A 26,780-nucleotide genomic window follows, 5' to 3' on the forward strand; every position below is an offset into this window, starting at 1 on the left:
CTTTAGGCGCCAGACTCAGCCGCGACGACCGTGACGTTGGCGGGCGGCGGTACAGCTGTGGGTAAGTTAGCCCGTCCCCTACGAGTTACCCATGTGCTTACGAAATCAGTGGGACAGTTACCAAATCAGCGGGACGGTTCGGCGGAGTTGGGGAAGCACTGGGTCAGGTAGGTACGCAGGGTCGCCGCGACTGAGGTGATCTGGGCGACCGGGACGTGTTCGTCGCGCTTATGGGCGAGATTGGGGTCGCCGGGACCGAAGTTCACTGCCGGGATGCCGCGGGCGGCGAAGCGCGCGACATCGGTCCACCCGTACTTGGCGCGCACGCTGTCGGCGCCCACCACGGTGATCAGATCCTTGGCCGCGGGGGCGGACAGGCCGGGCAGTGCGCCCGCGGCAGCGTCGGTGAGCTCGAAATCGAGCTCGAGTCCGTCGAATACCGCGCGCATATGCTCGGTGGCCTGCGCGACGGTGCGGTCGGGGGCGAAGCGGAAGTTCACGTCGACCTCGGCCTCGTCCGGAATCACATTGCCGGCCACGCCACCACCGATACGGACCGCGGACAGGCCCTCGCGATAGACGCAGCCGTCGATATCGACCTCGCGGGCCTTGTAGTCGGCGAGGCGCTGGAGTACCGGGGCCATGCGGTGAATCGCGTTGTCGCCCCTCCAGGAGCGCGCCGAGTGGGCGCGCACACCCTTGGTCGTGAGCCGGGCGCGGAGGGTGCCCTGGCAACCAGCCTCGATGACCCCGCCGGACGGTTCGCCGAGGATGGCCAGATCACCGACGAGCCAATCCGGGAGGTCTCGCTCGATGTGGTTGAGGCCGTTGTGCTTCGCGGCGATCTCCTCGCAGTCGTAGAAGATCAGCGTCAAATCGTGCACCGGTTCGGCGACGGTCGCGGCCAGATGCAGGAACACCGCGTCACCGGATTTCATATCGACGGTGCCGCAGCCGTAGAGCTGGCGCTCCCCCGCCTCGTCCACGAAGGTGCTCGGCACATTGTCCGCGATGGGCACGGTATCCAAGTGACCTGCGAGAATGACCCGCGTCGGCCGCCCCAGGTCGGTGCGCGCGAGCACCACATTCCCGTGCCGCAGCACCTCGAATCCCGTGGCCTGCTCGCGCAGCGCCCGCTCGACTATGTCGGCAATGGCCGCCTCGTCCCGTGAGACGCTCGGGATGTCGACGAGAGCCGCAGTCAGTGCGATGGGGTCGGCGCGCAAGTCGATGGTCACGCGCCCCAGCCTACGACCGCGGTGTTGATCTCCCGTCGTGCCCGTAGCCATCACAGCGGTGACCGTCGCGACGTCGAACCAGACTGGAGGCAACGCCGGGCGAGCGTCGAGTACTGGCTCGCCGGGGCAGGCCTGGGATGGCGACGTCGGCCGCTCGGGCGAGGACCGGTCGACGTGGCTCAGCACGGTCGTGGCTCGGTGGGTAACCTCTGATGACGTGAGCATTCAGGGAGCAGCAGCAGTCGGTATCGCCAATGTGACCGCGGACGGGACCGTATTGGATACCTGGTACCCGAATCCGGAGCTGGGCGCGTTCGGTGACACCGGGACCAAGCGCCTGGATGCGGCGCCCGCGGACTACGCGGCGCTGCTCGGATTCGACGAGGCACGCGGGGTGGATGTGGTCGCGGTGCGGACCACGATCGCTGATCTGTCTGCCGCCCCGGTGGATGCGCACGACGTGTACCTGCGGCTGCATCTGCTCTCACATCGGCTGGTCAAACCGCACGAGGTGAGCCTGGACGGGCAGTTCGGTCTGCTCAGCAATGTGGTGTGGACCAACCACGGTCCGGCCGCGGTGGAGGGTTTCGAGGCAACGCGCGCCAAGCTGCGGGCGCGCGGCCCGGTCACCGTGTACAGCATCGACAAGTTCCCGCGGATGGTCGACTACGTCGTGCCGTCGGGTGTGCGCATCGGTGATGCCGACCGGGTCCGTCTCGGTGCGCATCTGGCCTCCGGCACCACTGTCATGCACGAGGGCTTCGTGAACTTCAACGCGGGTACCCTCGGCGCCTCCATGGTCGAGGGCCGAATCTCCGCGGGCGTCGTGGTCGGCGACGGCTCCGATATCGGCGGCGGCGCCTCCACCATGGGCACCCTGTCCGGCGGCGGCACCACCATCATCTCCATCGGTGAGCGCTCCCTGCTCGGCGCCAACTCCGGCCTCGGCATCCCATTCGGCGACGACTGCGTCCTGGAGGCCGGTCTCTACCTCACCGCGGGCACCAAGGTCACCACCCCGGACGGCACCGTGGTCAAGGCCGCCGACCTCAGCGGCCAGAACAACCTGTTGTTCCGCCGTAACTCGACCACGGGCGCCGTCGAGGTCGTGCCCCGCAAGGGCACCGGCATCGAACTCAACGCCGACCTGCACGCCAACTGATCCGCCTCGCCGAGTCTTCAGGCGCCAGACTCAATCGCGGCAACTGTGACGTTAGCGGGTGGCGGTCGGACTGTGGGCAAGTTAGCCCGTCCCCCGACGAGTCACCCGTGTACGTACGAAATCAGTTGTCTCGTTGGGGACGATGGTCAGCACACCACGCAACCTTCAGTCGGTATCGCACTCGGCGGCGGCCAACTTGATCGCCGCAAGCTGTGCCTCGACTGTCACGAAGTCGAAAATCACTGCTCCGGAGTGGAACTCCCGCCCGAGGCCGTGGAGGAGGTCCATCCATTCCCAGCTCACCGCGATCTCCGCGTCGATGGGATCGAGCTTCGCACCGATCGCCGGTCCGGCCTTGTGCCGCAGGACGCGCAGACGCCATTGACCGAGGAAGCGTCGGAAACGGTCCAGCGCCGCACTCGCCCGTTCGGTCTGCTGCGCGACCGTCGACAGTTGCGCATTCACCTCGCGCATCTGGTCGGCCATATCGCACAGCCCGATGGCGGTCGCGTCGCACAGCAGGGGTACCGCCTTCAGCGTGCGGGCCGGCGCCGCGCCGTCGACCACTTCGGCGGCGAAGGCCGCGACCATGCTGTTGTACAAGGCGGCCAACGAGATTCGGAACCGCAGCTCCGTCACCGCCCCACGCAACCGGTCCAGTTCGGGCCCCAGCGTGTGCAACGCGGCGACCGCTTCGCTCATTGGTTCACCCATCACCCGGGCGATATTGAGCAGCACCGGATGCTCGTCGGCGACCCGCGCAGAGGCATCCCTGGCCGCCACAACGGATCGATCGATGTGGCGGGTGATGTCGGCGACCCGCGTTGCGGCGGTCATGAGCCGGCCGCACAGCTCCCGGTATTCGCCCAATCGCCCAACCATCTGAGCGAGCCTCGCATCCACCAGAGCGGTGCCCGCGAGCACGGAACCGATGGGCCCGGACACCTCCGGCCGCAGTGACGTCGCCGATACCAGATTGCCGCGGGCCGCGATCTCCGCGGGCAGAGCTTCGTGCATGAACTCGTCGTACGAGCGAAATCCGTGGCGACGCAGCGCTTCCTCGAGCCCGGCCATACCGCTCGCGGCGATGCCACGGCGGTCGTTCCCGGAACGGCGCGATGCCTGCTCCGCGGTTCGCGCCTGCGCGTAAAGCTGTTCGGCGAGGCCGAAATACGGACTGCACGGAGCAAGCCGCACCGAGACATAACCATCAGGCACCGGGCTCATCGTCGCGAACACCCAATACGCCGTTCCGTCCTTGGCCCGGTTCCTGACGAACGCCCCGACCGGTCGGCCATCGGCAAGCCGTTCCCACATCAGCCGGAACATTCCAGCAGGCATATCGGGGTGGCGGACGACATTGTGCGGCTGTCCGGCCAGCTCGTCGAGCGCGTAGCCCGATACGCGGGCAAAGACAGAATTCCCCAGGCCGATCACACCGCGCCGGTCGGTGGTGGAGAAGAACAGTTCCGTCGGCCCCAGGACCAGGTCGCCCGCGTCGACCGGCGAGGCCAGTTGATCCGCAACCTTTTCTGCATATGAAAGCACCGGGCAACCGTAGAGCAACGAGAACGGGTGACCGCTACGGGGCAGAGTGATGCACATCGCAATTCGGCTGAATTATTCTGCTAGTATGCAAGATACGTCCCTTTGCAAGGGCATTCGGATATCGGACATTGGGACCGAAAGACATTCGAATCAGTGACATAGGTCCCATCAGTTACATCACGGCTTCTCGGTCGAGCCGACCGGTTCGGCGTGCCGTTCGCGGATTTCGGCGGCGAACAATTCTGTAGAACCGGATCGATTCATCCAGGCAGGTAGTCGATCTGTTCGGGGGTCAGCGCTGCGCTCATACCGGCGACCGTAGAACCTGAACTTAAATAGAGGTCAAGCCGATGGCGCTCCAGTGCTCGTTCGCGGCGACACGTCCCGCAGTCGTACCCCGACGGACCCGGGAACGGCGTTAGCCTGGGATATGGACGCTGTCACGGTAGTCCCTATCCCGAGCAACGAGCCGGTGCATTCCTATGCGCCGGGCAGCCGCGAGCGGGAACTGCTGATCACCAAGCTCACCGAGATCGCCGCCGAATCCATCGATATTCCGCTGGTCATCGGTGGCAAACACCGGCCGGGCATCGGGACGCGGCACGATATCGTCGCCCCGCACCGACGTCGGCATGTGCTCGGCACTTACACCGACACCACGCATTCGGAAGCCCACGGCGCTATCGAGGCCGCGATCGCGGCGGCACCTGGCTGGCGCACCACGACCTTCGACGACCGGGCGGCCATCTTCCTGCGCGCGGCGGATCTGTTGGCCGGGCCGTGGCGAGAGACGGTCGCCGCCGCCACCATGCTCGGCCAATCCAAGACGGTGCAGCAGGCCGAAATCGATGCACCGTGCGAATTGGTCGACTTCTGGCGCTTCAATGTGGCCTTCGCGCGCCAAATTCTGCAGCAGCAGCCGCAGTCGAGCGCCGGGGTGTGGAATCAGATGGATTACCGCCCGCTGGAGGGTTTCGTCTACGCGGTCACACCCTTCAACTTCACCGCCATCGCGGGCAATCTGCCGACCGCGCCAGCGTTGATGGGCAATACCGTGGTGTGGAAGCCCTCGCCGACGCAGACACTCGCGGCCTTCTACACCATGCGGCTGCTGGAGGCGGCCGGATTGCCACCGGGCGTCATCAATATGGTGACCGGCGACGGTGTCGAATTGTCGGAGGTCGCGCTCGCCGATCCGCGACTTGGGGGTGTCCATTTCACCGGCTCCACCAAGACATTTCAGTTCCTGTGGTCCCAGGTCGGCGCGAATATCGGCCGCTACCACAGCTATCCACGCTTGGTCGGAGAAACCGGCGGTAAGGACTTCATTGTCGCGCACCCGTCCGCCGATCCGGATGCGCTGCGTACCGCGCTGATTCGCGGTGCCTACGAATATCAGGGCCAGAAATGTTCGGCGGCTTCCCGCGCCTATATCGCACGCTCGATGTGGCGCACGATCGGTGACAATTTCCTCCAGTTGACCCGTGAACTGAGCTACGGCGATGTCGCCGATCTGACGAATTTCGGTGGGGCACTGATCGATCGGCGCGCCTACGACAAGAATGTGGCCGCCATCGAACGCGCCAAGGCGGCGGGTATCGCCATTCCGGCGGGCGGCGCATACGACGACAGCGAGGGCTGGTTCGTCCGGCCGACGGTGCTATTGGTCGACGATCCGCACGACGACGCCTTCGTCACCGAATATTTCGGTCCCATCCTCGCCGTGCACGTCTATGACGATGCCGAACCCGGCTCCTTCGCGGCGGTATTGGCCGAGGTGGAGTCGGCGGCACCCTATGCACTGACCGGCGCGGTCTTCGCTCAGGACCGCAAGGCCATCGACCAGGCCTCGGCCGCATTGCGATTCGCCGCGGGCAACTTCTACATCAATGACAAGCCGACCGGCGCTGTCGTCGGTCAGCAGCCCTTCGGCGGTGCGCGTGCGTCGGGCACCGACGATAAAGCGGGTTCGCCGCTGAACCTGCTGCGCTGGGTCGCGCCACGCACGATCAAGGAGACCTTCGTGCCGCCGGGTGATTACCGGTATCCGCACATGGGGTCGGAATGAATCCATTGCGGCCGGTAATCCTCGCGGCCTCCGCTTCCCCGCGGATGCAGCGCATCCTGACCGGGATGCCGGTGACCGCGGAGATCGTCCGGCGCTTCGTGGCCGGCGAGGGCCGTGACGAGTTGATCGCGGTGGTGCGCGAGCTGCTGGCCAGCCGTCGGCTGATCAGCGTCGACTTTCTCGGGGAGAACACTACCGACCGGGCACAGGCCGAGGCCACGGCGGCCGAATACCTTTCGCTGATCAACGATCTGGCGGCATTGAACGGCTTCCGAGATATCGCGGCACGTACCGAGGTGTCGGTGAAAATGTCCGCGCTGGGGCAGGCACTGCCCGCGGACGGCCCGGCCATCGCCACCGAGAACCTGCGCATTGTGTGCACCAAGGCGGCTCAGGCCGGCGTGTGGGTCACTGTGGACGCGGAGGACCACACCACCACCGAGGCCACGCTTGCCGCGGTTCGTACGCTGCGCGCCGAATTCCCTTGGCTCGGTGCGGTATTGCAGGCTTATCTGCATCGCACCGAGGCCGACTGCCGGGAACTGTCCGGTCCCGGATCCCGAATTCGTCTGTGCAAGGGCGCTTATCGGGAACCGCATACCGTCGCGTATCAGCGTTCCGCCGAAGTGAACGATTCCTACCTGCGCTGCCTGGAGATTTTGATGGGCGGCGACGGCTACCCGATGGTGGCCACCCACGATCCGGTGCTCATCCTCGCCGCGGAACGGCTGGCCACCGAAACCGGCCGTGGTCCAGACCGTTTCGAGCATCAGATGCTCTACGGCATCCGCGATCCCGAGCAGTTGCGGCTGGCCGCCGCGGGCAATGCCATGCGAGTATATGTGCCTTATGGCAGCCAGTGGTACGGCTACCTGACCCGCCGCCTCGCCGAACGTCCGGCCAACCTCACATTCTTTCTGCGCGCGTTGGTCAGCAAGTCCTAGGGGGATGGCAGCCGGCGGAGCCGGCGGGGTGGGTGAGCTCAGACCAGCGGCTTGCCGCGACGATGCCGCCTGCGCATATCCCACAGACAGAGGTTCATCGGAAAGAGCCTGGCGGACTTCGGTAGTAACCGGTGCACGGCACCGATCGCGCGCAGTAGTTTATTCGCGACGCGCTCATGCCGCTCGCTCCAATCCATGTTCATCTCGGCGCGTAGGTGCGGCGGTAGCAGACCGGTCACCAAGAACCGCTGCAGCGGGGCGAATAATGTGCGGACCGGCCAGGCGACCATTTTCAGATCGACGAGATCATTGAAGTACGCGCGCGTGCGGTCATCCACGGTCTTGGTCGCGAGATTGGCATTCCAATACTCCTGGAAGGCCTTTCGGTCCCGCGGCCACATGTCCGGTCGCATCTGCAGGGTGGTGCCGAGCCGAGCGGCGTACTGGTAGAGCACATCCGCGGTGTCCTCATCCATCGGTCCGTGCAGCCGCTCCTCCAGATCGACCAAGCCCCAGTACAAACAGGCGGCCACCCACAGTTGCAGCTTCGGGTCGAAGGCGTTGTATTTGATCGGAGCGCCGGGCTCGGAATGCACCGCGCGATGTGAACCGTTGACGGCCTCGCGGTAATTCGCGCGGTCTTCCTCGGTGCCGAGCAGCGCCACCGCGAGATAGGTCAGCGTGGTGCGCGTTCGCTTCCACGGGTGCACATCGATCCGGCCGGATTCGACCGTGCTCTCCATGACGCCGTAGGCGACCGGCCGCAGGCTCAGCTGCATGATGACATTCGCCGTTCCGCCGAGGAAGGCCGCGACACCGCTGCACAATTCGTCCATCGCGAAGTCGTCGACAGTGCCGTAGCGGCAGGTAGGCAGCGGATCGGGCGGCTGCGCGGGTTGCGGCAAGGTCATCGTTGGCCTCGGCTTTCGGGGGGTGATCACCGACAATCGAAAGGTGATGAGAAGAATTGACATTTACCTTCTCATCACCTCGAGAGGCTGTCAAACGATCCCCGTACACGAGCGGTTTACATTCACCCACCCCGTCGGCTCCGCCGACTGCCGTCCCGCTGATCACACCAGGTGCAGGCCGAGCCGCCTGCGGATGCGCATATCCCACAGGTAGGCGTTGATCGGGAACATCCTGGCCTGCTTCGGCATTCGAGCGGTGATCGAGCCGAGGGTGCGCAGGATTCCGGCGAGTTTTCGATCGTCGTCCGCGGTCCAGGTCATGCCTATCTGGTCGCGCAGTTGCTCGGGCAGCAGGCCGGTGACCACGAAGCGGTGGAACCGGGCGAATGGTAAGCGGGCAGGCCTCGGCAGCATTTTCAGATCGATCAGCTCGTTGAAGTAGTCGCGGATCGGGGGATCGATGGCGGTCTTCGCGAGCCGCTCGGTCCAGAATTGGTCGAAGGCCACGCGGTCGGCGGGCCACGATTCCGGATGCATTTGCAGCGTCGTGCCGAGTCGAGACCCATAGCGGTAGAAGGCTTCCGCGTCGGCGTCGTTCATCGGGCCGTGCATGCGCTCGTAGAGATCGCGTGCACCCCAATAGAGACAGGCGGCCACCCAGAGCTGTAGTGCGGGATCGAAGGCGTTGTACTGCACCGGACTGGCCGCGGTCGACTTGACCGAGCGGTGCGACAGGTTCACGGCGTCGCGATAGGCGTCACGTTCGGCATCGGTGCCGAGCATGGCGACCGAGAGATAGGTGAGGGTGGTGCGCAGCCGCTTGATCGGATGCAGCATGACCTTGCCGCTGTCGACGGTGCTCTCCAGCACGCCGTAGCCGACCGGCAACGTGCTGAGCTGCATGATGACATTCGCCGTACCGCCGAAGAATGCGGCGACACCGTCGAGGTGCCGCTCGATATCGAAGGTGTCCTCGGCGGGTGTGCGAAACGGGCTGGTCATCGGCGCCCCCGTTCTCATGTTGAGAAGGAATTACCCAAACGTTCTCACTGTCTCATGAGTGTGTCAACCATCGCGTTGGTGGCCGAGCCGGCTCGCCGGGGGAGCGTGGTGGTGGTGCGACGTGGTGCCGAAGTAGCGTGAGCGAATGTCATTCGGTCCGCCGCTGCTGCTTCGTTCGCTCAATCCGCTCGCTGTTGCCGGGGGAGCGGATATACCCGATGCCGTCACCATCGATGGGATGACGTTGTCGCGCAGTGATTTGCTCGGTGCGGCGACGTCGGTGGCCGAGCGCATCGCGCGCGCCGATCGGGTGGCGGTACTGGCGCGACCGACCGTAACCACGGTGCTCGCGGTGGTCGGCTGCCTCATCGCCGGGGTGACGGTGGTGCCGGTGCCACCGGATTCGGGGACCGCCGAGCTGGCGCATATCCTCACCGACTCTGGTGCCCAGGCGTGGTTGGGGGCGGCGCCGGAGGGATCGGATCTGCCAGTCGTTCCGGTGCGCGCGCACGCGCGCTCGTGGCATACCTATCCCGAACCCGACTCTGCCACACCGGCATTCGTGCTGTATACCTCGGGGACCACCGGTCTGCCCAAGGGGGTCGTGCTGAATCGCGGCGCCATCGCGGCCGGGCTCGATGCACTCGCTGACGCGTGGGCCTGGACGCCGAACGACGTTCTGGTGCACGGTCTTCCGCTGTTCCACGTGCACGGGCTGATTCTCGGTTTGCTCGGGCCGCTGCGGGTCGGCAGCCCGCTGATCCACACCGGCAAGCCGACACCGCAGGCCTATGCGGACGCGCACGGCACGCTGTACTTCGGGGTGCCGACCGTATGGTCGCGCGTTGTCGAAGATCCCGATGCGGCACGGAAATTGGCCGAGGCGCGGCTGCTCGTCTCGGGCAGTGCGCCGCTGCCGGTGCCGGTATTCGAGCGGCTGCGCGAACTCACCGGGCACGCGCCGATCGAGCGGTACGGGATGAGCGAAACAATGATCACGCTGTCCACTCGGTTCGATGGGGAACGCCGTCCCGGCTGGGTCGGCACGCCCGTCGCGGGTGTGCAGACTCGGCTGCGGGACGAGGCTGGTGCGGATGTCCCGCACGACGGGGACAGCATCGGTGGCCTGCAAGTGCGCGGGCCGATGCTGTTCGACGGTTACTACAACCGGGCCGAGGCGACCGCCGAATGCTGGACCGAGGATGGCTGGTTCAAGACCGGCGATGTCGCGGCGATCGATGCCGACGGTTGGCACCGTATCGTAGGCCGGGAATCGGTCGACCTCATCAAGTCCGGTGGCTACCGCATCGGCGCGGGCGAAGTCGAGACGGTACTGCTCGGACATCCGGAGGTGGCCGAGGTCGCGGTGGTCGGCGTTCCCGATGCCGACCTGGGGCAGCGGATCGTCGCATACGTCGTACTACGCGGTGCCGCAACGGATTCCATCGAGCAGGCGCTCATCGAGCATGTGGCCGAACAGCTTTCGGTGCACAAGCGCCCGCGCGAGGTCCGCGTGGTGGCTTCGCTGCCGCGCAATGCGATGGGGAAGGTGCAGAAAAAGCTGCTCGGCTGAACGGAACTTCTCGCGCGCTCGTCGCATTCTGATCAGCCCGAATCCAACGATTACCGATGCGAATGGGCGCTGTCGACCGCCCCCGGCCCTCACGGTGGATACGACAAGATGGTGCGCATCCAGTCGAGGGTGTAGCGCAGACCGTCGCCCAGGGGTCTGCTCGGTCGCCAGCCCAACAGCGCGTGGGTACGGTCGAGGTCCGGGCTGTGCGCGGTCGGTGCGCTGAGATCGGCTGGGGCGATCTCCAGCCAGCCGCTACCGGCGAGGGCAATAGCGGTGTGGGCGAATTCGGCGGTCGTCACCGCGGCGGGGCCGCCGATGTCGACCGGGCCGGTCGTAGTGCTGTCGAGCATCGCGACCAATGCGTCGACGGTGTCGGCGATGTAGACGAATGATCGGACATCACTGTCGATGACCTGCACTGTCTGATCGCGTAGTGCGGCGGCGCAGATCGTGGCCGCGATGCGGCCGTCGCCCGGCCACTGGTGTGGTCCGTACACCTCGAAGGGCCGCACAATGCCCACGTCCACGCCACTGTAATGGCGGGCGATGACCTCGGCGAGGAGGGTGCTCAACGCGTGTACCTGAAAATCGCCTGCCTGGCCGGTGTTTCGCGGGTCGCCGTTACTCTCGGGACCGGATGCGACGACGATGCGCGCGCCGCGACTCGCGGCCAGGTCGAGAGCGGCCAGGGTGCCGGCCGAGGCCGCTCGAAGGGTGTCCGTCGGCCGCCGGACGGTGGCTTTCGGACTGCCAGGGCAGGCGAGATGCGCGATATGGGTGATCGTGGCGAGGTCGGCGAATGCGCCGGGTGTGCTCACATCCGCGGTACGGAGGGTGAAATGCGGCTGTGCCGTGAGGTTTTCGATGGCCACCCGACGGCCGGTGCTGAGGTTATCGATCGCGGTGACCCGGTCTCCGCGCGCGAGCAGTGCACGGCACAGGTGCGAGCCGAGGAATCCAGCACCACCGGTGACGACGATGTGGTTACCGGTGTGCGGGGATTCTTCCTTCATGGATGGGTGATCGTTCACGAGGGCATCTCCCACCAACGGGATCGACGTGCCGAATCAGGTGTGGCGTGCCCGGCCGCGACCAGTGTCGCGAACGCGGCCCGCTTTCTGGCGCAGTCGTGTTCGCGGTGGAGTTGCATAGCACGATGGGCGTCGGCGAGCGTCAACGGCGGCGACGGCAGGTCACATGTCCACGCCTTCGGCCACTCGACGGGACGTAACGGGCACGGCGCGCTGGCGCGCCGACGTGCGGCGGGGCGGTATGGCCGGTCGACCGGCCATACGCATCCGAGGGCGATCACCGCGACCATGCCCCCGCCGAGTACCGCCACCACGCTGGACACCACATGCCACGGACTCACCGTCGCTCTCCCTCGCGGCCGTCCCCCAGATGGGCGCGCATATCTTGCACGAGGCCATCCAGCACCCGCTGTAACAGCGTGAATCCCGGTGTGCCGCAATCAGACAGCGATCCATCGGCAGGCGATGACGCGGTGGGAAATTCGATGCCGCGCCGATGCGCGCGCTCGCGCGGACTCAATGTCTGCGGCGCGATCCTGCCATTGGCCACGAGGGTGTTGTACGCGACCCATTTCCAGGCACATATCTCGACCCGGCACGCCCGATGTCGCCGCATCTGCTGGTGTGCCAGCTCGATTTCGGCGCTGCCGCAGATAGCCGCTGAGGTGGCGATCGTATCCTCGCTCAACACGCCGCCCCCGTTTCGGTACCGGGTACCGACAGCGCGGTGCGCGTCCAAGTGCTCTGCGGGCAAACAGTTTCCAGGTCGTACCCGTGATCGCAGATCAGTGCGGGTTGATCGTTCACGTGCGCCAGTTCGAAAACCACGATGGCCTCGACACCGAGCCCGGCCGCCATGGCCAGGACGTACCCGATCGGGTCGGGCTCATCCCCCGGCGGATGCACTGTGTACACATACCGGTATCCCAATGTGCGCGCGTGCCTGCGTATTTCGCTGGCATGGCGAGGCGCGTGCAGTTTGGAGACATCCGTGCGAACGAACCCCATCGCCTTGGGTTTATCGGTGCACGGCAACGGCGCGATGGATTGCTTGTGGGTCATGTGGGTGCCTCCCCGGAACCTGGTCGGTATGCGAGATCTGCTGGCATCTGGATGAGCGGGCAGCGACGAATCAACACCGGTAGCGGAATCGGATCGCGAGGGTGCCGCTGAACCGTTACCCCGCCGCCGATGTTGTTGCAGTTCCGCCAGATTGAGGTATTTCGAGGGCCGCTGTGTCAGCCGAACGCCTGACACAGCACACCACGGGCGCTAGCCTGATTCGAGCAGAATCGATTATTCGAATCGAGCTGATGCGAAGGCCCAGAATGGGATCCGCGCCTGGGTCACGTTTGATTCGATTTCACACCACCGATCCACCCACTTTTCCGTAGCGGAGGCATAGACCATGACCAGCGACGACGTATCCGAGCCATCGACCCTGCCCAGGCGACAGCTGGGCCGATTCCTACGCGAGCGCCGAGAAGGGACCGGCTTGACTATCGCCAAAGCTGCCGCCCTGGTGGAGCTGAGCCAGGCAGCTTTGCAGCGCATCGAGGCGGCCAAGACGAAGAAGGTCCGCGCGATAGATGTGCAGGCGCTGTGTGATCTGTATGAGGTCTCACGCGCGGACATCACACGGGCCGTCGAACTTGCCAAGCAAGCCAGGGTCACCTCGTGGTATACGGCATTCGCCGGTCTCCACAGCGACGAGACGTTCAACATGATCGTCGAGTTGACGCCCGCTGCGCGGCAACTGATCTCGTACCAGGAGATCGTGCTGGGTCTGGTGCAGACTCCCGATTACGCGAGGGCAGTGATCAGCGCACTGCCAGGTCAGGAAGATATCGACCGCAAAGTGGAGCTGCGTTTGAAGCGCCAGATGATTATCACCCGCAAGACAGACCCGGTGCAGCTCGAGCTACTTCTTCACGAGTCGGCGCTGCACCGCGTCATAGGCGGCCCCCGCGTGATGGCGGCACAGCTGCGGCACCTGGCAGAGATCGGTAAGTTGCCGAACGTCAGTATCCGGATTCACCCGTTCAGCGCTGGGTGCACGTGGGGACTCCTGCATGGCCCCTTCATGATTCTGGACTTCGACCTCGATACCAAGGGCAAGCCAGTGGAGCCGCCGCTTGTCTATATCGAGGGTGCCGGTAAGCCTGACTTGTACTTGGAAAATGCCAACGATGTGCAGCGCTACCATGAGGTTGCTTCGGCCGTCCGAAGCACAGCACACGATGAAGTGAAGTCGCGAGACCTGCTCAGGCGGGTTGCAAGGGAGTATGAAGCGTGAAAACTGACCTACTCGGGGCCAACTGGTTCAAGAGCAGCTACAGCAGTAGCCAGACCGATTGCGTCGAGGTGGCATGGCTCAAGGGCGGCTGCGTCGGCGTCCGGGACTCGAAGAACCCCACCGGTCCAGCACTGGTCTTCACCCCGAGCGAATGGGACACCTTCGCCACAGTCATACGAGACGGGGAATTCAACCGCCCCGCATGACCGCCACTCCCCCGGCGCAGCAACGAGTTACGCAGCATGACCATAGATCTCTCCGGGCGAACTAGTTTAAAAGCAGCCACAGCGGCAGCCAGAGCGCCTGCGTTGAGGTGGCCTGGCTCGAGGGCGGCGGCATCGGTATTCGCGACTCGAAGAACCCAACCGGTCCAGCACTGGTCTTCACACCCAGTCAGTGGGACACCTTCGCCATGAGCGTGCGAGAGGGCGTTTTCAAGGAAGAATGAACGTGGAAACCGAACTGTCCAGCGCAAACTGGTTCAAGAGTAGTCACAGCGGCAGCCAGAGCGCATGCGTGGAGGTGGCATGGCCCAAGGGCGGCAGCGTCGGCGTTCGCGACTCGAAGAACCCAACCGGTCCAGCGTTGGTCTTTACCCCGAGTGAATGGGACACCTTTGCGGCGGGCATGCGGTATGGGAGGTTCACCCGCCGAGCTTGATCACCATTTCCGTCTCGATCACAACGGCCGCAGGTTCTCGACTCCCGACTCAGCTCAACCGTGCGCACGGTTCACCACCGCGCGCACGGTTCACCCGGCGATAATCCGTGGAACCGAATCGGTGTCCGATGCGTCCTACACTACGAGCGGACTATTAGGCGGCCGGACGGGAGCAGTAGTGGGACGACGGACGACAGCAGCGGTCGCGGTGCTGGCAGGGGCGTTGGTTGTCGCCACCGGGTGCGGATCAACAAATGGAGAGACAGCGCCCCCGAGTTCGACCTCCGATAAGACGGCAGCGACTGCGGCACTGTGGGATCCATGCACACAGATCACCAACGAGACCCTGCGGCAGGTTGGGGTGGATCCGTCGACACGTAGCGACACGATTGCGGGCGTCGAGAAGGTGGAAGGTTGGAAGTTGTGCTCGTGGAAGGACAAGCCGACTCGATCGAACTATTCCCTCGGCGTGTGGTCAACAACCCATACGATCGACGAATCGAAGAAGGACGCGAACAACATCGATTTCACCGATGTTTCTATCGCTGGTCGAGACGGGGTCCAGTTTCGCCGAGCAGATGATCGTAATGACGAGGTCTGCTATCTCAGCTTTCCGTCGAACAGGCAAACGATAGAGATCTCCATCTACAAGTCCTTCAGTACAAAGAAACTCGAAGACGATCGAGGCCCTTGCGTCATCGCCGCGGTGGCAGCGGAGATATTGGTGCCGACTTTTCCGAAGTGAGAGAGTGACGGTACGGCAATGGGCATGCAAGAGGATATTACGCTGTGGCAGTACCTTGCGGACGAGGCAAAAGCTGGCAGGTTGCACCTGGACGATTCGGTGGCGAAGCGGTGTCGTACGGCAATCGATAATCAGATCGAGGTGTATCGCGACTCCATGCGTGACATCGATCAGATGGCCCGTGTGACTGGTTTGGGCGAGTTCCAGTGCGGGAAGGAGCTGGCCAAACTGCTCGGCTTGAAGGCAAGCGACTCGGAAGGTGACGGCGATCTCGATACCGCTCTGCGAGACCACATCCGGGTACTCGAGCTCATGGGCGATACCATCCAGGCATCACTGGACCGCATACAAGAGCAGGACACCACCAACGCGCAAGACTTCGGCCGGATCTGAACCAAGGGGGGCACAGGGTGTTCGGTCTTCCATCTTTCGAATCAATCATCATCAATGTCGGCAAAATGATAAATAACGGCCCACTCGGTGCGGTCATTTCCGGTGCCAATGACATTGATAAATCGGCGACATCATTGGCCGCAGCCCTGGGCGACCAAAGCCCGGAGTCGATTGCCGCACGCAACCGCATCAAGGATCTGACCGATCACCATTTCGAGGGCGACTTCCATGATTCGCGCATTCCGGAGTCCCTGTACGGAAATGTTCGGAGCGAGGATCTGGATGAGCTGTATCGGAAGGCGCAGACGATCGATGTCGGTGTCATGACGACGCTACAACAGATGTGGAAGTCCCGAGCCGAGAAACTCGAATCCGGCCTCACCCAGTTCGGCCCGGAAATCTTATCGGCGATAGCGGAGTCGTGGACGGGAGCGGCCAGCCAGGCCGCCGCCGGTGGGATCGTCGATTATGTGGCGAAGGCGCAGAATATGGTGTCGGCCACGAAAATCGTCGCCGAAAAAGTGGAGATCGTGAAGTCAGCGGTCGAGGTGACCAAAGCGAATGTGCAGCCGCAGCCGGAAACCGGGTGGGCCAGCACCGTCGCCGGTTGGATACCCGGTCCGACCTGGAAAATGGACCGCAACCGCACCGACGCCGCCGAGTTGGCCACCTATACCGTCCTCGAAAAGGTCTACCAGCCAGGTATTCGGGAGGCAGACACCGCGCAGCCGCGTATTCCGTTGGCCTACAACCCGGTCCATGATCCTGGCACCGTCACACCGGTGCCGCCGCCGACCGGTCGGGAGCCCGGTCCAAGCGGAAGGTCGCCGTCCGATAGCTCGGAGCCCGATGGCGGCGGAACGACGGGCGGGAGCGGGGAACCTGGCGATTCGGCCCCGGCAGGCGTGGATCCGCTTGCGGGACAGGCAGATCAGCCAAGTCCTGGATCCGGGTCGACCACACCGGCGGGGCTCGGTACCACAGCATCGACCGCGACCACGCCGACCGGTCTCAGTCCTGGATCCACTCCGGGCTCCGGCCTCGGCAGCACCGGACTCAGCGGCTCTGGAAGCACGGTTTCCCCCGGTCCCGGGAGCACGTTTTCCGGTAGCCCGGGTCGATCGATTCCGGGCACGGGCGCAGTCACCGGCGTGGGCTCAGGTGCTGGCACCGGCGTCGGTAGCGCGGGCCGCAATGGCGTGTCCGGTACCGGCTCCATGATGCCCGGCGCGGCCCGAGGCAAGGGCGACGAGGAAAAGGAAAAGGGGAAATCGGCGGTGGCCGAGGCGATGGTGACCCGCGAGCACGGCGAGGAATTGACCGGCCTTGATCCCGACCATCGCCCGAAGACGGTTCCGCCGGTGCTTGGCGATTAGCGCGCTTCGCGAATAGTGTACTGGGCCAATGACATACGAGGCGGATAACGGTGTCGGGTGGATGACGGTGCGCGGCGGATGACACAGCGGATGTGGTCGCTATCGGCACTCGAGCTGACCGTACTGTGGCAGGCCATGGGCCGGGATGTGCTGCCCTACCCGCTGCGGTACCGACCGACCGAGGACACCGCCGCAGCCTACGAGCGCGCCTACAAAACCGCCGCCTCCGGGGTACGGGCGATGCTCGACGAGGATATGTACGGCCCACTGCGGGTCCTCGTGGAACCAGAGGCCAGGATCGAGGTCGCGGGATTCGCCGGTGCGGCAAGGGGTGTGCTGCCACGCGAGGACGCGGCCCCAGCGGCACTGGTACGTATCCATGTCGCAGTCTCCGGCCGCAGCGCGGTGATCCTCACGCAGGAACCGACAGCGGATCCCGACCGGGGCGGCGCCGTACGCATGATGCTGGTCGGGGCACACACCGTAGCCCGCCGCGTCATCGCCGCCCTACCGGACGCACCCCGTGGCACCGCCTCGAGCTTCGAGATCAACCGCATCGACCTCGACGGCGAAGACGACCGGCCATTCACCGCATTCTCCGCCGATGCACCTGTCTCCCGGCGCACCGAGGCGGAACGATTCTTCGAACGCCACCGCACCACAGTCGCGCACATCGCCGTATACCCGGGCGGCGCGTTCGACAACCGTCCCACCCCCAAGCGCGACTTCCACATCATGGACTACCCGGATGGCCGCTACCGGGTGCGCGCCACCGCAGCCGTCCACGTGACCCCGACCGACACCGCGGAACTATCCGCACACTTGCAAAACCTGCTCGATCGAACCCTGCGCGAGTACCGCGAAGACAACGACCCCACCTACGAATACAACTGATAAGGCAGAGACTTCCGCACCAGAAGGGTGCTCCTCACTCACGAATTTCTGTCTTCAGCAAATAGAATTATCGCAGGTCGGAGCACCCTTCACCGTCTCCAGCGCCAGCTGCCATCAATTTCGGCAAATTCCCGAGATTAGATGCTCCAAAGCCCTCTTGCACGCTCGGCCGTATTCAAGCTAATTACATCGTCAAGAGCGATCACCGGATGTGGCAAGTTGCCACATCCGGCACACCTCGCTCACCCCTTACCGCGATCTGCCACTCAAACCACGCAAATGGGATAGCCGACGACAAATAAGAGGAGGGCCGGGATACAAACGACCAAACCCACCAAAAAACCGGCGACGGCGCCTGGTACGCCTGCGCCTACGATGCTCCCAAATATTGTCAGCGCGGCTGGTTGGACCGCGTCAGGAGCTGCCGGTTCAGAAGCAGGTGCCGATACAGGTACTGGTTCTTGTACCGGGGTCGGTTCGGCGGCGGCCACACTCGAGCCCAGCACGATCGCGAGAGCCATCACCAAAGCTGATGCTATCGCCCGTAATCTGTTACTCATAATGATCCCTCCACAACTCCATGGACTGATGTCGAAGGCGCTCCACGGTCCCTACGGCCTTGGACGGACCCCGACATTCTGTATACTCCCGCCACCCTCGACTATATAATCATCTCGCCGAATTCCTCTGATAGCAAGGACGTCACTCCGATAACCGGACCCCGACAACCGCGTGCATGCCACGTGCGCTGACACGTTGTCATATTGCGAGAGCACACGGCGTTTCGAGCGTTAATTGACTTTCCCGATAAATAATCTGACTTGAGAGAATTTGGCGAGATGGAATAATCGAGGTGATTTTCCTAATCGTTAGTAGCGGTAAGGATTCCACGAGTATGACGGTCTCGAGTCGCGTTCCCGGATGGTCTGCGTCGCCCCCTCGCGCAAGCAGCTTGATGGACTTACCACCTGACTTCGGTCAATTTCGGCCGCGATCGCGGTCTGGTTGGCTTCGGAGATCATCCCGGCATCGGCCACCACGGTGACGTCGGTGAGCCGGTGAGCGGCTTTGAACGCGTTGATCACCGGCAGCATCGTGGCGGTCTCGGCTTTGTTGCCCTCGAACGCCGACACCGTCAGCGGAAACCCGGTGGCATCGGTGACCGGCCCGATGGTGATCTGTGGTTTCAGCCGACGTTCCTTGGAGAACCCCGGCTCACGGAATCCGTCCCCGGCGTCGGTCTCGAAATACAGGGTGCTCACGTCGTAGAGCACCAACGACGCCGGCCTCAGACCGCGTGTGCCGCGCACGCGGCCGACAATCCTTGGCGGAAACCGTCTTTCGCGTAATCCGGTAGCCGCCGCGTCAGCGTCCGATACGACACGGTCGAGATGCCGGTTTCCGCAGGACCCGCAGCGAGTCGGCCTTGCTGGTGGGCTCGATGATGCGGGCCAGCACCAGATCCCGGAACACCTCCATAACCGCCGGCCGCATCATCGAGCCCGAGCGCCTGAGAGGTGATGTAGCGGCATCGCCGCTGGCAAAGTTGACCGACGCAGCCTCCGCCATGATCCCTATTCATTATGTGCGAAAACGCTGAACAACAACGAGTTCCGTCGACGCCGAACTTATCGCGATCGACCGGGCTGGGCCCGGTCATGGATCCCCCTTTTTCACTCGCACGGACGCCGCGTCGATCACTGCCCGCGACCAGTCGATCAAGCCATGGCTGCCTAGCTCGTCGAGTATCGCGCAATGTAAACGGCGCCACAGTCCGGCCTCGGTCCACACAGTGAGCCGGCGGTGCGCCGTCGGCACCGTCACCCCGAACGATGGCGGCAGCATCCGCCACGCGCAGCCGCTGGTCAGCACGAACACCACGGCCGTGAACACCGCCCGCTCATCGGTCGGCGCGGTACCACCACCTTGCGGGCGCGGGCTGAACCTGGGCAGCAACGACTCAACCCGCTCCCAGAGCTCGTCCGGCACAAGACGTTTCGACAACTCGTCGGTCACGAATCGAACATCATGCCGCGCAAGCGGTTACGACACACAACCAACGAATACAACCACATAAGACACGGTCTAAGCAGGCGCTTCTGGGACGTCCCTCAATAACGAAGCCGTCTTCGTACGCGGCGAATGGCCGATTCGTGGAAGATGCCGCCGCGCGGGGGTATTCCGCTGGATCGTCTACCTCCTTGTGCTGTCCGCAATGTTCACCATTGTGGCCCTGGTTGCTGCGCCACAGCAGGGTATGGAGAACCTGCTACTGCCACTGGCATTCGTCGTGCTCCCGGGTTGGCTTCCGATCGGACTACTCCTCACCGTGCACGCATTCGATCGATCGATAGTCGCCAATTTCGGTGAATCCGTGAGGCCAACAGTTGCCGTCAGGTGGTGGGCGGCGGCTGCACAGCGCTACCCGGGCGTCAGCGCCGCCCCGGGTCGTATTCCCATGCATTGTCCGGCAAACCGGGGCGGGTCGGCACCTGAGTGATCCGCACGCCGGTCGCGATCCCGAGCTGTCCCAGCGTGGTGGGCATCATGCAGCCCCGGCTCGGCTGCCGGCGGGGGCGTCGGCAAACCCTGTGACCGACTTGTAGTAGGGCCCGAACGGCTGGCCGTAAGCCAGATTCACACCGAGGCAATCCACTTCGAGGATGTAGGTGCCGTCTCCTCCACAATGCGCCGACGCGCCGGTCGCCCACTGATTCAGCACACAGTCCCGTGGTTCCGCACCCGCTGAACCGGCCGCAAGCGTGATCATCGTCGCGGCGCCCGCGACGAGGACTGACTTACCGACAACCTTCCGCGCCAAGCCCATACTCACATTCTCCGTATCCCTGTCCGACGAATAAGTAGCCTGATCAAGATGGCCGGGAAAACTCGGAGACCGCCGCGATCTGGTCACGAAATGTTTCCAATCCCCCGCGACTCCGTGCGCGGCGTGACAAAAGGTGCGCGGGAAGTCCTGAGCGCCTTCATGAGGTGAATGCCCTCGTCGAAGCGGGCAACGAGGTTGTCACCCGGGGCGACGTCGAAGCGGAGAACATCCGGTTGCGTCCGCCGATGCCGACACCGACCTCGAGCCGCCCCGGCTCGGCGGATCCAACGTGCTGATCCGCTTCGCCAGGTGAACCTGGTTGTGCAACGGCAGGACGAACACGGCACAACCGAGCCGTAGTCCCTCATTGCGGGCAGCCGCGAACGCCGATGCATCCAGCGGACCGAGGCTGGACGCCGACCCGAGGATCTGCTCAGTCATCCATGCCCCTCGAACCCGAGCTTCTCCGCCCGATCCAATGTGGTTTGCCACCGTTGTGCACCACATTGCCAGTCGTCGGGACCACCGACAGCAGGTGATCCGCCGGGAGAACATGTTCCAGATCCGCTATGCGGACCGACCATGGTGACGGCGGCCAAACGTCCGGAAATGCCGGCAATGCAGCGTACTCACGCAGAGTTCCGTTGCGCGACTACCGACTCACCGACACCGCCATCACCGTTCCAGCCCTGGGGTGATCGGCCCCAAGTAGCTGGCCTTCGAGATCGTGACAGTGGAACCAACGTCCCGAGACACCACAGTTAGAGGATGTCGCGTGGATCGGCGGGACCGGCTGCGGCTGCTGCGTGTACTCTGCCTTCTTCTTCGAAGGTGTGGAAGCCCTCGTAGGTGAGGAAGCCGCGCTCGCCTTCGTCACGGTTGGGTGGTAGCCCAAGGTTGAACAGTGTCTCCTCAGCGGTGTTGTACCAGGTGCCGAGCTTGAGGATCTGCCGTGTTTGCTCAGGCGTCGCGATCGGGCGGCCGAGCTCCTGCGCGATGCGCACCATCTTGCGGATCATTTCCACGGTCGTGAACCTCTGGCCCTTGACCGGACCCCACAGGTTCTCCTCGATACCGGCACGGACGTGCTGACCGAGCGCGATGCACACCGCCGAGATCGGATATACGAGCCGGAACATCGACTGGTAGGTGAAGCACGATCCCTGCGGTGCGCGGCGTATGAGTTCCATCAGGTCGAAGGGGTTCGAGCCGGTCGAGCCGCCGCCGACCATGCTGTAGAACCCGTTGACAGGACCTGTGTACAAGCCTTGCCGGATCAGTCGTTCGACGATCTCGAGGCCGTGCACGTGGGCTAGCGCAAAGTAGGGCTGGATGCCGTTTTCGCGCAGGCGTCTGAGGTTTTCGATGTAGAACTCCGGCGTGGCGTCGGCGACCATTTGCGAGTACTGCCACATGACGTGCGGATCAGCCAAGTGGGTGCCCTCCACATCGTCGATGGTCAGCATCGAGGTGATGTCGTATTGCGTGGAGCCGACGGTCACCGTGACCTGGTCGGGCTTGGGGTCCAGCTCGGTCAGCATGTGCCTGGTGTCATAGCTTTGCCATTTGGCGACGGCATCGCCCTCGGGGGCAAACGAGATGGAGCCACCGACTTGCAACACCATGTCGGGCACAGCCTCGCGCAGCCGGCCGATCTGGGCGCTGTAGTCGTCGAAGTTCTTGGAAATCCTGCCGGTTTTCGGGTCACGGACGTGGATGTGCAGCAGGCGCGCGCCGGCCTCGAAGCAGTCGACGGCTTTCTGGACTTGCTCGTCCCAGGTCACCGGGATGTCTTCGGGATAGTCCGACGGGACCCACACCGGCCCGTAGGGGGCCGCGGTGATGATCAGCGGTGCCTGGTTCTCGGGGAGCAGTGACCGATCGGTGAAGTACATTTTCTCGCCTCCGAAGCTCTCGGTCGCGGTAGGTCACCCTCGCGGGTGGTGATCGCTGTACTGCCACGTCCCATCCTATTTCTGACATCACTCATGCGGCTCGATTCGAGACAGTTCATCAGCAAGGATCGCGACACCGAGATTGCATGCCTGCACTCCCTGGGCAACACAGAGTTTCAGGACTTCCACGATCTCCTGAGTCGTCGCGCCAGCGCCCAGCGCAGCCTTGATATGGCGTCGAATCCCCGGTGAGTACAGGTGGGTGACCGACGCATCCAGGGCGATGCTGAGAAGCTCGATCTCTTTGGCGGACATGACCCCGCTTCGATAGATGCCGACACCGGTCGCCATGAACTCTTCGGTCCATACCGGGTCAAGGTCGAAGAAGGGATTCCACGCGTCATTCCACTGTCCAGCAGCGCGCATCGCATCACACGACGGAGTCGGCTGGCCGCCGGTTCGGGACACTGGTTCGCCCCCGCCGGCTTGTGCCTCGTCGAGCAGGATCGGCGCAGCGACGCTGCACGAGTGGAGCGAAACCACGGTCGCGCACTTGATCACAAACAGGATTTCCGAGCGCGTAGCACCGACCGCAAGCGCCGCACGCATATGCCGGCGCGCCGCCTGTATATCAAGATTGGTACACGCCACGGCCAGGCCGACGCAGACCAATTCGGCGAACTTCCGGCTCAGGACCCTACTACACCAGGGATTAGTAGCCATCTTATTGCACGCATCGGCCCATTCTGGGGCCCACGTCCGTAGTCGTGACAAGGCTGCGGTATTCCAAGGACCGGCATCGGCCGCAGCATCGTCCATCGGATCGGGCATCGACGTGTCATCAGCGGACATATGTGCATCCTTCGTCTGATCGGCGCGGCTCATTGGATGGATCCGCGTGGTTGGTGACGACGCCTGCATGTAGGAGATTACGGCCATGGGTGAGGCACAAAGTGACCTGGATGCACCACGCTGACCGAACCGGCCAGCGCGAACTGGCCATCGCAGCCCCTCGGAAGATCACGGGCAGAATGTGGTACGCCTGCTGGCAATGCGCGCTCATGCCAGCCGAAATATCCGCTTCTGCCGCATATCGGTCGTTCGGGAACGCAGCGTTCGCCAATCAACAGCGCGATAACCCGTTCCACTTCTGTACTGCTGTCGTGGTCCCACGACTGGCAACGTGGTGGTCCACAACCAGGCTCTGGCGCAAATAGTGTTTGCGCCAGAACCCACAACGGTGGCAAACGACACCAAGTATCTCCGCAGGTCCCGAGGCGGAAAAGTACTGTCCGCGACATGCTGCGGAACAGATATCGCTTATCGCCTACCCGGACCCTAGCCCCACCGGCGCATGATCAACAGGACATGACGGAGCGGGTATGTACGCCGGGCCGAGCACAGGCGGTCTAGTGTTCTGGTCATGGAGACCGGCACCTGGATGGCCATCGGGTTTACGGTCTTAGGGATATTTCTGTTCGTCAACGGCATCTGGCAGCTACGGCAGGTGCGCGACCGTCGGCGGCATTGGAAGCGCCACCAGGGCGAGGTCATCGATTATGTCTGGGAATCGAGTTCGTCGAGTTCATCGATCCAATATTGGATTCTGCGATGGGTCGACGAGCACGGCGTGCCACGGACTGCCAAGAACCCGACCGGGAGTTCGGGCGGAACCCTGCGCAGCTTTCCGTTCCCGGTCGAGATCCTGGTCGATCCTGCGGACCCGCAGCGGGCTCAGATAGCCAGTGGCAGGCACTCGGGCGTTGCTGCAGGCATCGCCGCATCGGTGGTCGGACTCGTTTTCCTCGGGTTGGGCACGTTACTCGGCGGCGTCCAAGCCTGATCGTCCTGGCATTGCCGCCGAGAGGCATCGACTGACGGCACCAGATGGCCGCCCGCCTGGAGAATTCATGGCCACCAGGCCGGACAAAGGGTGTCCACCGGCAACGGACGATTTAGGGCATCGCATCGACGAAACGGGTAAGAAGCCGCGCGAATTCGCCCCGCTCGCATGCGGTCCACCCAGACATCGCCTGATCGAACGCCTCGCGGCGGCGACGGTGCACTGCGGCGACGACCGCCTGCCCGTGGTCGGTCAGCACCAACACTGAACGCCGACCATCGGTCTGATCGGCGACCCGCCGCACCAGGTTCGCTCCGACCGCGGTGGCTACCAGTTTGCTCGCGCGTGGCTGGTCAACCGCCAGGGCCGCCGCCACTGTAGACACCGTGGGTTCGTCGGAGGATTCGATTACGTCGAGGACGTCGAACGCCTGCCCGGCGACCTCCCTTCCGCCCGCCAGCGTCCGCTTGGTCTGGCGGCGGCGAATCGCGATCATCGCCTGCTCCACACGACCGACATCATCCATACCCGTATGTTAACGTTTTAACACTACTTGCACTTTGACAAGTAGTTGTCAATCGATATGAAGGTCCCGCAATGCGCATCCGCTCTCTTCTCCTCTGCGTCTTGACCACTGCTGCGCTGCCATTGGCCGCATGCTCGAGCCAGGGACAGGACACGTCCAGCTCGACGGTGGCTAACGAGCCGACTGATGGCAGGTTGATCGGATTCCAACTCAAGCGACTCGACCAGCTCATCGAGTCCACCTTCGACAGGCTTCTGACCGAGGCCGGTCTCACCCGCCGTCAGTGGCAGACTCTCAACGTCATCAGCCGGAACCCGGCCGATGCGGCACAACTGACCGACGCACTGCGTCCGTTCTGGGACGTGAATCGGGAGAACGTCGACGAAGTGGTCGCCGAACTGACTGCCCGCGCCTGGGTCGAGCGGGGTCCGGACTCTCGCTATGTCCTGACGCCCGCTGGGCGCACCGCACACGGCGAAGCAGCAAAGTCCGTGGATCGGATCCGAGACCTGTCGGCCACCGGGATCAGCCCCGAGGGGTTCGCCACCATGATGGACGTCATGGGACGCATGATCGAGAACTTGGAACGCGTCGGCTGAATGCGAGCACGGAGCCGTTATCCGTTCTTGGAGCTGTTGTGACTACTGGCAATATCACTGTGCCAACCGGTTGTTTGATCGTGCCTTCGACGTCACCGCTCCAGAGAGACTCAGGACCTCGAGTTCGCCGTCAGGCGGTGCGCCGCAGCCTCGATGCGTTCGTCGGAGGCGGTCAGCGCGATGCGCACGTACTCCCGCGCGCCCGGCCCATAGAAGTCGCCGGGCGCGGCGAGAATGCCACGCTCGGCCAGCCAGTCCAGGGTAGTCCGGCACGGCTCTCCCCTGGTAGACCACAGGTACAGGCCCGCCTCGGAGTGATCGATCCGAAAACCGGCGTCCTGCAACGCCTTTCGCAGCACCTCACGACGCGCACGGTAGCGCTCCCGTTGCCGCGCCTCATGCGCGTCGTCACCGAGCGCGGCGGTCATCGCCGCCTGAATCGGGAACGGCACCATCATGCCGGAGTGCTTACGCACCTCCAGCAATTCGGTGACGAGTTCCACATCGCCTACCACGAATCCGGCACGGTAGCTGGCCAGGTTGGAGGTCTTCGACAGCGAATGCACCGCGAGCAGACCGGTGTGGTCGCCGTCGCACACCTCGGGATCGAGGATGGAGACGGCACGCCCCTCCCAGGCAAGGCCCAGGTAACACTCGTCGGAGGCGACAATCGCGCCGCGCTCACGCGCGAACTGCACCACCTTGCGCAGATGCTCGACACCGAGCACCTTCCCCGTCGGGTTCGACGGCGAGTTCACATAGATAAGGGCAGGCGATTGCGGACCCAGCTGGGTCAGGCCATCCGCCCGCACCACCTTGGCACCGGCCAGCAGCGCACCCACCTCATAGGTCGGGTAGGCGACCTCAGGGATGACGACCAGGTCGTCCGCGCCGAGGCCGAGCAGCCGCGGCAGTCCGGCGATCAGTTCCTTGGTGCCGATCACCGGCAGCACCGCGGCCTGATCGAGTCCGGTGATCCCGTACCGCCGCTTCAGCGCGTCGACCGCCGCGACCCGCAGTTCGGGCGTGCCGTGCGTGGTCGGATAGCCGGGCACCTCGGCGACCGAACTCAGTGCCGCGCGGATCAGCGGGTCCACCGGATCGACCGGGGTGCCGACCGACAGGTCGACGATCCCGTCCGGATGCGCGGCGGCCTTCGCCTTCACCGCCGCAATGGTGTCCCAGGGGAAATCCGGCAGCAGAGCGCTGACGCGGCGACGCGATGACACAGAACTCACTCAGTACC

The 26,780-nt window shown here is 64.0% G+C and carries 27 protein-coding genes and 2 pseudogenes; 14 read left to right on the plus strand and 15 right to left on the minus strand.

Annotation, left to right across the window (positions count from 1 at the left end):
• Positions 1 to 125 precede the first annotated feature (125 nt).
• A complete protein-coding gene (dapE, locus tag AB0L63_RS01235) occupies positions 126 to 1,238 on the minus strand; it encodes a succinyl-diaminopimelate desuccinylase (RefSeq protein ID WP_364492985.1) in 1,113 nt (370 codons plus the stop codon).
• Between the two features lie 217 nt (positions 1,239 to 1,455).
• Here dapE and dapD point away from each other — a divergent pair, with 217 nt between their 5' ends.
• Positions 1,456 to 2,400, plus strand: coding sequence for a 2,3,4,5-tetrahydropyridine-2,6-dicarboxylate N-succinyltransferase (gene dapD / locus AB0L63_RS01240; RefSeq protein ID WP_364492987.1), 945 nt, complete (start codon positions 1,456 to 1,458; stop codon positions 2,398 to 2,400).
• Between the two features lie 165 nt (positions 2,401 to 2,565).
• Here dapD and AB0L63_RS01245 read toward each other — a convergent pair whose 3' ends face one another.
• Positions 2,566 to 3,948, minus strand: coding sequence for a PAS domain-containing protein (locus tag AB0L63_RS01245; protein ID WP_364492989.1), 1,383 nt, complete (start codon positions 3,946 to 3,948; stop codon positions 2,566 to 2,568).
• Positions 3,949 to 4,378: 430 nt separating this feature from the next.
• On the opposite strand from AB0L63_RS01245, the gene pruA reads away from it, so the two are divergent.
• Positions 4,379 to 6,016 (plus strand): L-glutamate gamma-semialdehyde dehydrogenase, encoded by a 1,638-nt coding sequence (gene pruA / locus AB0L63_RS01250; protein ID WP_364492991.1) that lies wholly within the window; start codon positions 4,379 to 4,381, stop codon positions 6,014 to 6,016.
• On the plus strand, positions 6,013 to 6,960 hold the full coding sequence (locus AB0L63_RS01255) for a proline dehydrogenase family protein (RefSeq protein WP_364492994.1): 948 nt from the start codon (positions 6,013 to 6,015) through the stop codon (positions 6,958 to 6,960). Before pruA ends, AB0L63_RS01255 begins: the two co-directional genes overlap by 4 nt.
• A 38-nt stretch (positions 6,961 to 6,998) precedes the next feature.
• On the opposite strand, the gene AB0L63_RS01260 is transcribed toward AB0L63_RS01255, so the two are convergent.
• Entirely contained in the window at positions 6,999 to 7,934 is a 936-nt protein-coding gene (locus AB0L63_RS01260) for an oxygenase MpaB family protein (RefSeq protein ID WP_364492996.1), read from the minus strand.
• Positions 7,935 to 8,033: 99 nt separating this feature from the next.
• Positions 8,034 to 8,873, minus strand: a complete 840-nt coding sequence (locus AB0L63_RS01265; RefSeq protein ID WP_364492999.1) for an oxygenase MpaB family protein — start codon at positions 8,871 to 8,873, stop codon at positions 8,034 to 8,036.
• Positions 8,874 to 9,018: 145 nt separating this feature from the next.
• On the opposite strand from AB0L63_RS01265, the gene AB0L63_RS01270 reads away from it, so the two are divergent.
• Positions 9,019 to 10,446: an acyl-CoA synthetase gene (locus tag AB0L63_RS01270; protein ID WP_364493001.1), complete on the plus strand. Its 1,428-nt coding sequence runs from the start codon at positions 9,019 to 9,021 to the stop codon at positions 10,444 to 10,446.
• An 89-nt stretch (positions 10,447 to 10,535) separates the two neighbouring features.
• Here AB0L63_RS01270 and AB0L63_RS01275 read toward each other — a convergent pair whose 3' ends face one another.
• The 4 genes from AB0L63_RS01275 to AB0L63_RS01290 are packed head-to-tail and all read right to left on the minus strand — an operon-like array spanning position 10,536 to position 12,542.
• Positions 10,536 to 11,462 (minus strand): NAD-dependent epimerase/dehydratase family protein, encoded by a 927-nt coding sequence (locus tag AB0L63_RS01275; protein WP_364493003.1) that lies wholly within the window; start codon positions 11,460 to 11,462, stop codon positions 10,536 to 10,538.
• Positions 11,463 to 11,476: 14 nt separating this feature from the next.
• Positions 11,477 to 11,821 (minus strand): hypothetical protein, encoded by a 345-nt coding sequence (locus AB0L63_RS01280; protein ID WP_364493005.1) that lies wholly within the window; start codon positions 11,819 to 11,821, stop codon positions 11,477 to 11,479.
• Positions 11,818 to 12,171, minus strand: coding sequence for a hypothetical protein (locus AB0L63_RS01285; RefSeq protein WP_364493007.1), 354 nt, complete (start codon positions 12,169 to 12,171; stop codon positions 11,818 to 11,820). The genes AB0L63_RS01280 and AB0L63_RS01285 overlap by 4 nt, the downstream gene beginning before the upstream one ends.
• The gene (locus AB0L63_RS01290) at positions 12,165 to 12,542 is read right to left on the minus strand and encodes a hypothetical protein (protein ID WP_364493009.1); all 378 of its coding nucleotides are present in this window, start codon (positions 12,540 to 12,542) and stop codon (positions 12,165 to 12,167) included. Before AB0L63_RS01290 ends, AB0L63_RS01285 begins: the two co-directional genes overlap by 7 nt.
• Positions 12,543 to 12,888: 346 nt before the next feature.
• Here AB0L63_RS01290 and AB0L63_RS01295 point away from each other — a divergent pair, with 346 nt between their 5' ends.
• The 8 genes from AB0L63_RS01295 (at position 12,889) to AB0L63_RS01330 (ending at position 17,844) form a co-directional block, all read left to right on the plus strand.
• Positions 12,889 to 13,776, plus strand: coding sequence for a helix-turn-helix transcriptional regulator (locus AB0L63_RS01295; RefSeq protein ID WP_364493011.1), 888 nt, complete (start codon positions 12,889 to 12,891; stop codon positions 13,774 to 13,776).
• A complete protein-coding gene (locus AB0L63_RS01300; protein WP_364493013.1) occupies positions 13,773 to 13,982 on the plus strand; it encodes a DUF397 domain-containing protein in 210 nt (69 codons plus the stop codon). The genes AB0L63_RS01295 and AB0L63_RS01300 overlap by 4 nt, the downstream gene beginning before the upstream one ends.
• Positions 13,983 to 14,089: 107 nt before the next feature.
• The gene (locus AB0L63_RS01305) at positions 14,090 to 14,224 is read left to right on the plus strand and encodes a DUF397 domain-containing protein (protein WP_364493015.1); all 135 of its coding nucleotides are present in this window, start codon (positions 14,090 to 14,092) and stop codon (positions 14,222 to 14,224) included.
• A complete protein-coding gene (locus AB0L63_RS01310) occupies positions 14,221 to 14,436 on the plus strand; it encodes a DUF397 domain-containing protein (protein ID WP_364493017.1) in 216 nt (71 codons plus the stop codon). Before AB0L63_RS01305 ends, AB0L63_RS01310 begins: the two co-directional genes overlap by 4 nt.
• Positions 14,437 to 14,614: 178 nt before the next feature.
• A complete protein-coding gene (locus AB0L63_RS01315; protein ID WP_364493019.1) occupies positions 14,615 to 15,181 on the plus strand; it encodes a DUF3558 domain-containing protein in 567 nt (188 codons plus the stop codon).
• Between the two features lie 18 nt (positions 15,182 to 15,199).
• A complete protein-coding gene (locus tag AB0L63_RS01320) occupies positions 15,200 to 15,574 on the plus strand; it encodes a hypothetical protein (protein WP_364493021.1) in 375 nt (124 codons plus the stop codon).
• Positions 15,575 to 15,639: 65 nt separating this feature from the next.
• Positions 15,640 to 16,950 carry a hypothetical protein gene (locus tag AB0L63_RS01325; protein ID WP_364493023.1) on the plus strand — a complete coding sequence of 437 codons (1,311 nt, stop codon included), beginning with the start codon at positions 15,640 to 15,642 and terminating at the stop codon, positions 16,948 to 16,950.
• 78 nt (positions 16,951 to 17,028) lie between these two features.
• Positions 17,029 to 17,844, plus strand: coding sequence for an ESX secretion-associated protein EspG (locus AB0L63_RS01330; RefSeq protein ID WP_364493025.1), 816 nt, complete (start codon positions 17,029 to 17,031; stop codon positions 17,842 to 17,844).
• Positions 17,845 to 18,836: 992 nt separating this feature from the next.
• Here AB0L63_RS01330 and AB0L63_RS01335 read toward each other — a convergent pair.
• The 5 genes and pseudogenes from AB0L63_RS01335 to AB0L63_RS01355 all read right to left on the minus strand — a co-directional run.
• Positions 18,837 to 19,317: pseudogene (locus AB0L63_RS01335) on the minus strand (IS1634 family transposase); the annotation flags it as partial.
• 148 nt (positions 19,318 to 19,465) lie between these two features.
• Positions 19,466 to 19,860 (minus strand): annotated as a pseudogene (locus tag AB0L63_RS01340) (transposase); the annotation flags it as partial.
• Between the two features lie 529 nt (positions 19,861 to 20,389).
• The gene (locus tag AB0L63_RS01345; protein ID WP_364493028.1) at positions 20,390 to 20,671 is read right to left on the minus strand and encodes a hypothetical protein; all 282 of its coding nucleotides are present in this window, start codon (positions 20,669 to 20,671) and stop codon (positions 20,390 to 20,392) included.
• A gap of 761 nt (positions 20,672 to 21,432) precedes the next feature.
• Complete coding sequence (locus AB0L63_RS01350; RefSeq protein WP_364493030.1) at positions 21,433 to 22,566, minus strand: 3-keto-5-aminohexanoate cleavage protein; 1,134 nt, start codon at positions 22,564 to 22,566, stop codon at positions 21,433 to 21,435.
• An 87-nt stretch (positions 22,567 to 22,653) separates the two neighbouring features.
• Positions 22,654 to 23,418 (minus strand): carboxymuconolactone decarboxylase family protein, encoded by a 765-nt coding sequence (locus AB0L63_RS01355; RefSeq protein ID WP_364493032.1) that lies wholly within the window; start codon positions 23,416 to 23,418, stop codon positions 22,654 to 22,656.
• 571 nt (positions 23,419 to 23,989) lie between these two features.
• Between AB0L63_RS01355 and AB0L63_RS01360 the strand changes: the two genes are divergently transcribed.
• Complete coding sequence (locus tag AB0L63_RS01360) at positions 23,990 to 24,409, plus strand: DUF3592 domain-containing protein (protein WP_364493035.1); 420 nt, start codon at positions 23,990 to 23,992, stop codon at positions 24,407 to 24,409.
• A 112-nt stretch (positions 24,410 to 24,521) separates the two neighbouring features.
• Here AB0L63_RS01360 and AB0L63_RS01365 read toward each other — a convergent pair whose 3' ends face one another.
• Positions 24,522 to 24,935, minus strand: a complete 414-nt coding sequence (locus AB0L63_RS01365) for a MarR family winged helix-turn-helix transcriptional regulator (protein WP_364493037.1) — start codon at positions 24,933 to 24,935, stop codon at positions 24,522 to 24,524.
• Between the two features lie 194 nt (positions 24,936 to 25,129).
• On the opposite strand from AB0L63_RS01365, the gene AB0L63_RS01370 reads away from it, so the two are divergent.
• Entirely contained in the window at positions 25,130 to 25,534 is a 405-nt protein-coding gene (locus AB0L63_RS01370; protein ID WP_364493039.1) for a MarR family transcriptional regulator, read from the plus strand.
• 110 nt (positions 25,535 to 25,644) lie between these two features.
• Here the strand turns inward: AB0L63_RS01370 and dapC are convergent, their stop codons facing one another.
• Positions 25,645 to 26,763 carry a succinyldiaminopimelate transaminase gene (gene dapC / locus AB0L63_RS01375; RefSeq protein ID WP_364493948.1) on the minus strand — a complete coding sequence of 373 codons (1,119 nt, stop codon included), beginning with the start codon at positions 26,761 to 26,763 and terminating at the stop codon, positions 25,645 to 25,647.
• Positions 26,764 to 26,780: the final 17 nt, after the last annotated feature.

This window comes from Nocardia sp. NPDC051990 (genome assembly GCF_040680755.1).
In the GTDB taxonomy this organism is placed as follows: domain Bacteria; phylum Actinomycetota; class Actinomycetes; order Mycobacteriales; family Mycobacteriaceae; genus Nocardia.

Excerpts from the sequence above, each read along its gene's own strand:
- AB0L63_RS01275 (WP_364493003.1), bottom strand. The coding sequence starts at position 11,462 with ATGAAGGAAGAATCCCCGCACACCGGTAACCACATCGTCGTCACCGGT.
- AB0L63_RS01265 (WP_364492999.1), bottom strand. The coding sequence starts at position 8,873 with ATGACCAGCCCGTTTCGCACACCCGCCGAGGACACCTTCGATATCGAG.
- AB0L63_RS01260 (WP_364492996.1), bottom strand. The coding sequence starts at position 7,934 with ATGTCAATTCTTCTCATCACCTTTCGATTGTCGGTGATCACCCCCCGA.
- AB0L63_RS01295 (WP_364493011.1), top strand. The coding sequence starts at position 12,889 with ATGACCAGCGACGACGTATCCGAGCCATCGACCCTGCCCAGGCGACAG.
- AB0L63_RS01320 (WP_364493021.1), top strand. The coding sequence starts at position 15,200 with ATGGGCATGCAAGAGGATATTACGCTGTGGCAGTACCTTGCGGACGAG.
- AB0L63_RS01290 (WP_364493009.1), bottom strand. The coding sequence starts at position 12,542 with ATGACCCACAAGCAATCCATCGCGCCGTTGCCGTGCACCGATAAACCC.
- AB0L63_RS01255 (WP_364492994.1), top strand. The coding sequence starts at position 6,013 with ATGAATCCATTGCGGCCGGTAATCCTCGCGGCCTCCGCTTCCCCGCGG.
- AB0L63_RS01350 (WP_364493030.1), bottom strand. The coding sequence starts at position 22,566 with ATGTACTTCACCGATCGGTCACTGCTCCCCGAGAACCAGGCACCGCTG.
- AB0L63_RS01355 (WP_364493032.1), bottom strand. The coding sequence starts at position 23,418 with ATGTCCGCTGATGACACGTCGATGCCCGATCCGATGGACGATGCTGCG.
- AB0L63_RS01330 (WP_364493025.1), top strand. The coding sequence starts at position 17,029 with ATGACACAGCGGATGTGGTCGCTATCGGCACTCGAGCTGACCGTACTG.
- AB0L63_RS01345 (WP_364493028.1), bottom strand. The coding sequence starts at position 20,671 with ATGGGCTTGGCGCGGAAGGTTGTCGGTAAGTCAGTCCTCGTCGCGGGC.
- AB0L63_RS01325 (WP_364493023.1), top strand. The coding sequence starts at position 15,640 with ATGATAAATAACGGCCCACTCGGTGCGGTCATTTCCGGTGCCAATGAC.
- pruA (WP_364492991.1), top strand. The coding sequence starts at position 4,379 with ATGGACGCTGTCACGGTAGTCCCTATCCCGAGCAACGAGCCGGTGCAT.
- AB0L63_RS01360 (WP_364493035.1), top strand. The coding sequence starts at position 23,990 with ATGGAGACCGGCACCTGGATGGCCATCGGGTTTACGGTCTTAGGGATA.
- AB0L63_RS01310 (WP_364493017.1), top strand. The coding sequence starts at position 14,221 with ATGAACGTGGAAACCGAACTGTCCAGCGCAAACTGGTTCAAGAGTAGT.
- AB0L63_RS01365 (WP_364493037.1), bottom strand. The coding sequence starts at position 24,935 with ATGGATGATGTCGGTCGTGTGGAGCAGGCGATGATCGCGATTCGCCGC.
- AB0L63_RS01270 (WP_364493001.1), top strand. The coding sequence starts at position 9,019 with ATGTCATTCGGTCCGCCGCTGCTGCTTCGTTCGCTCAATCCGCTCGCT.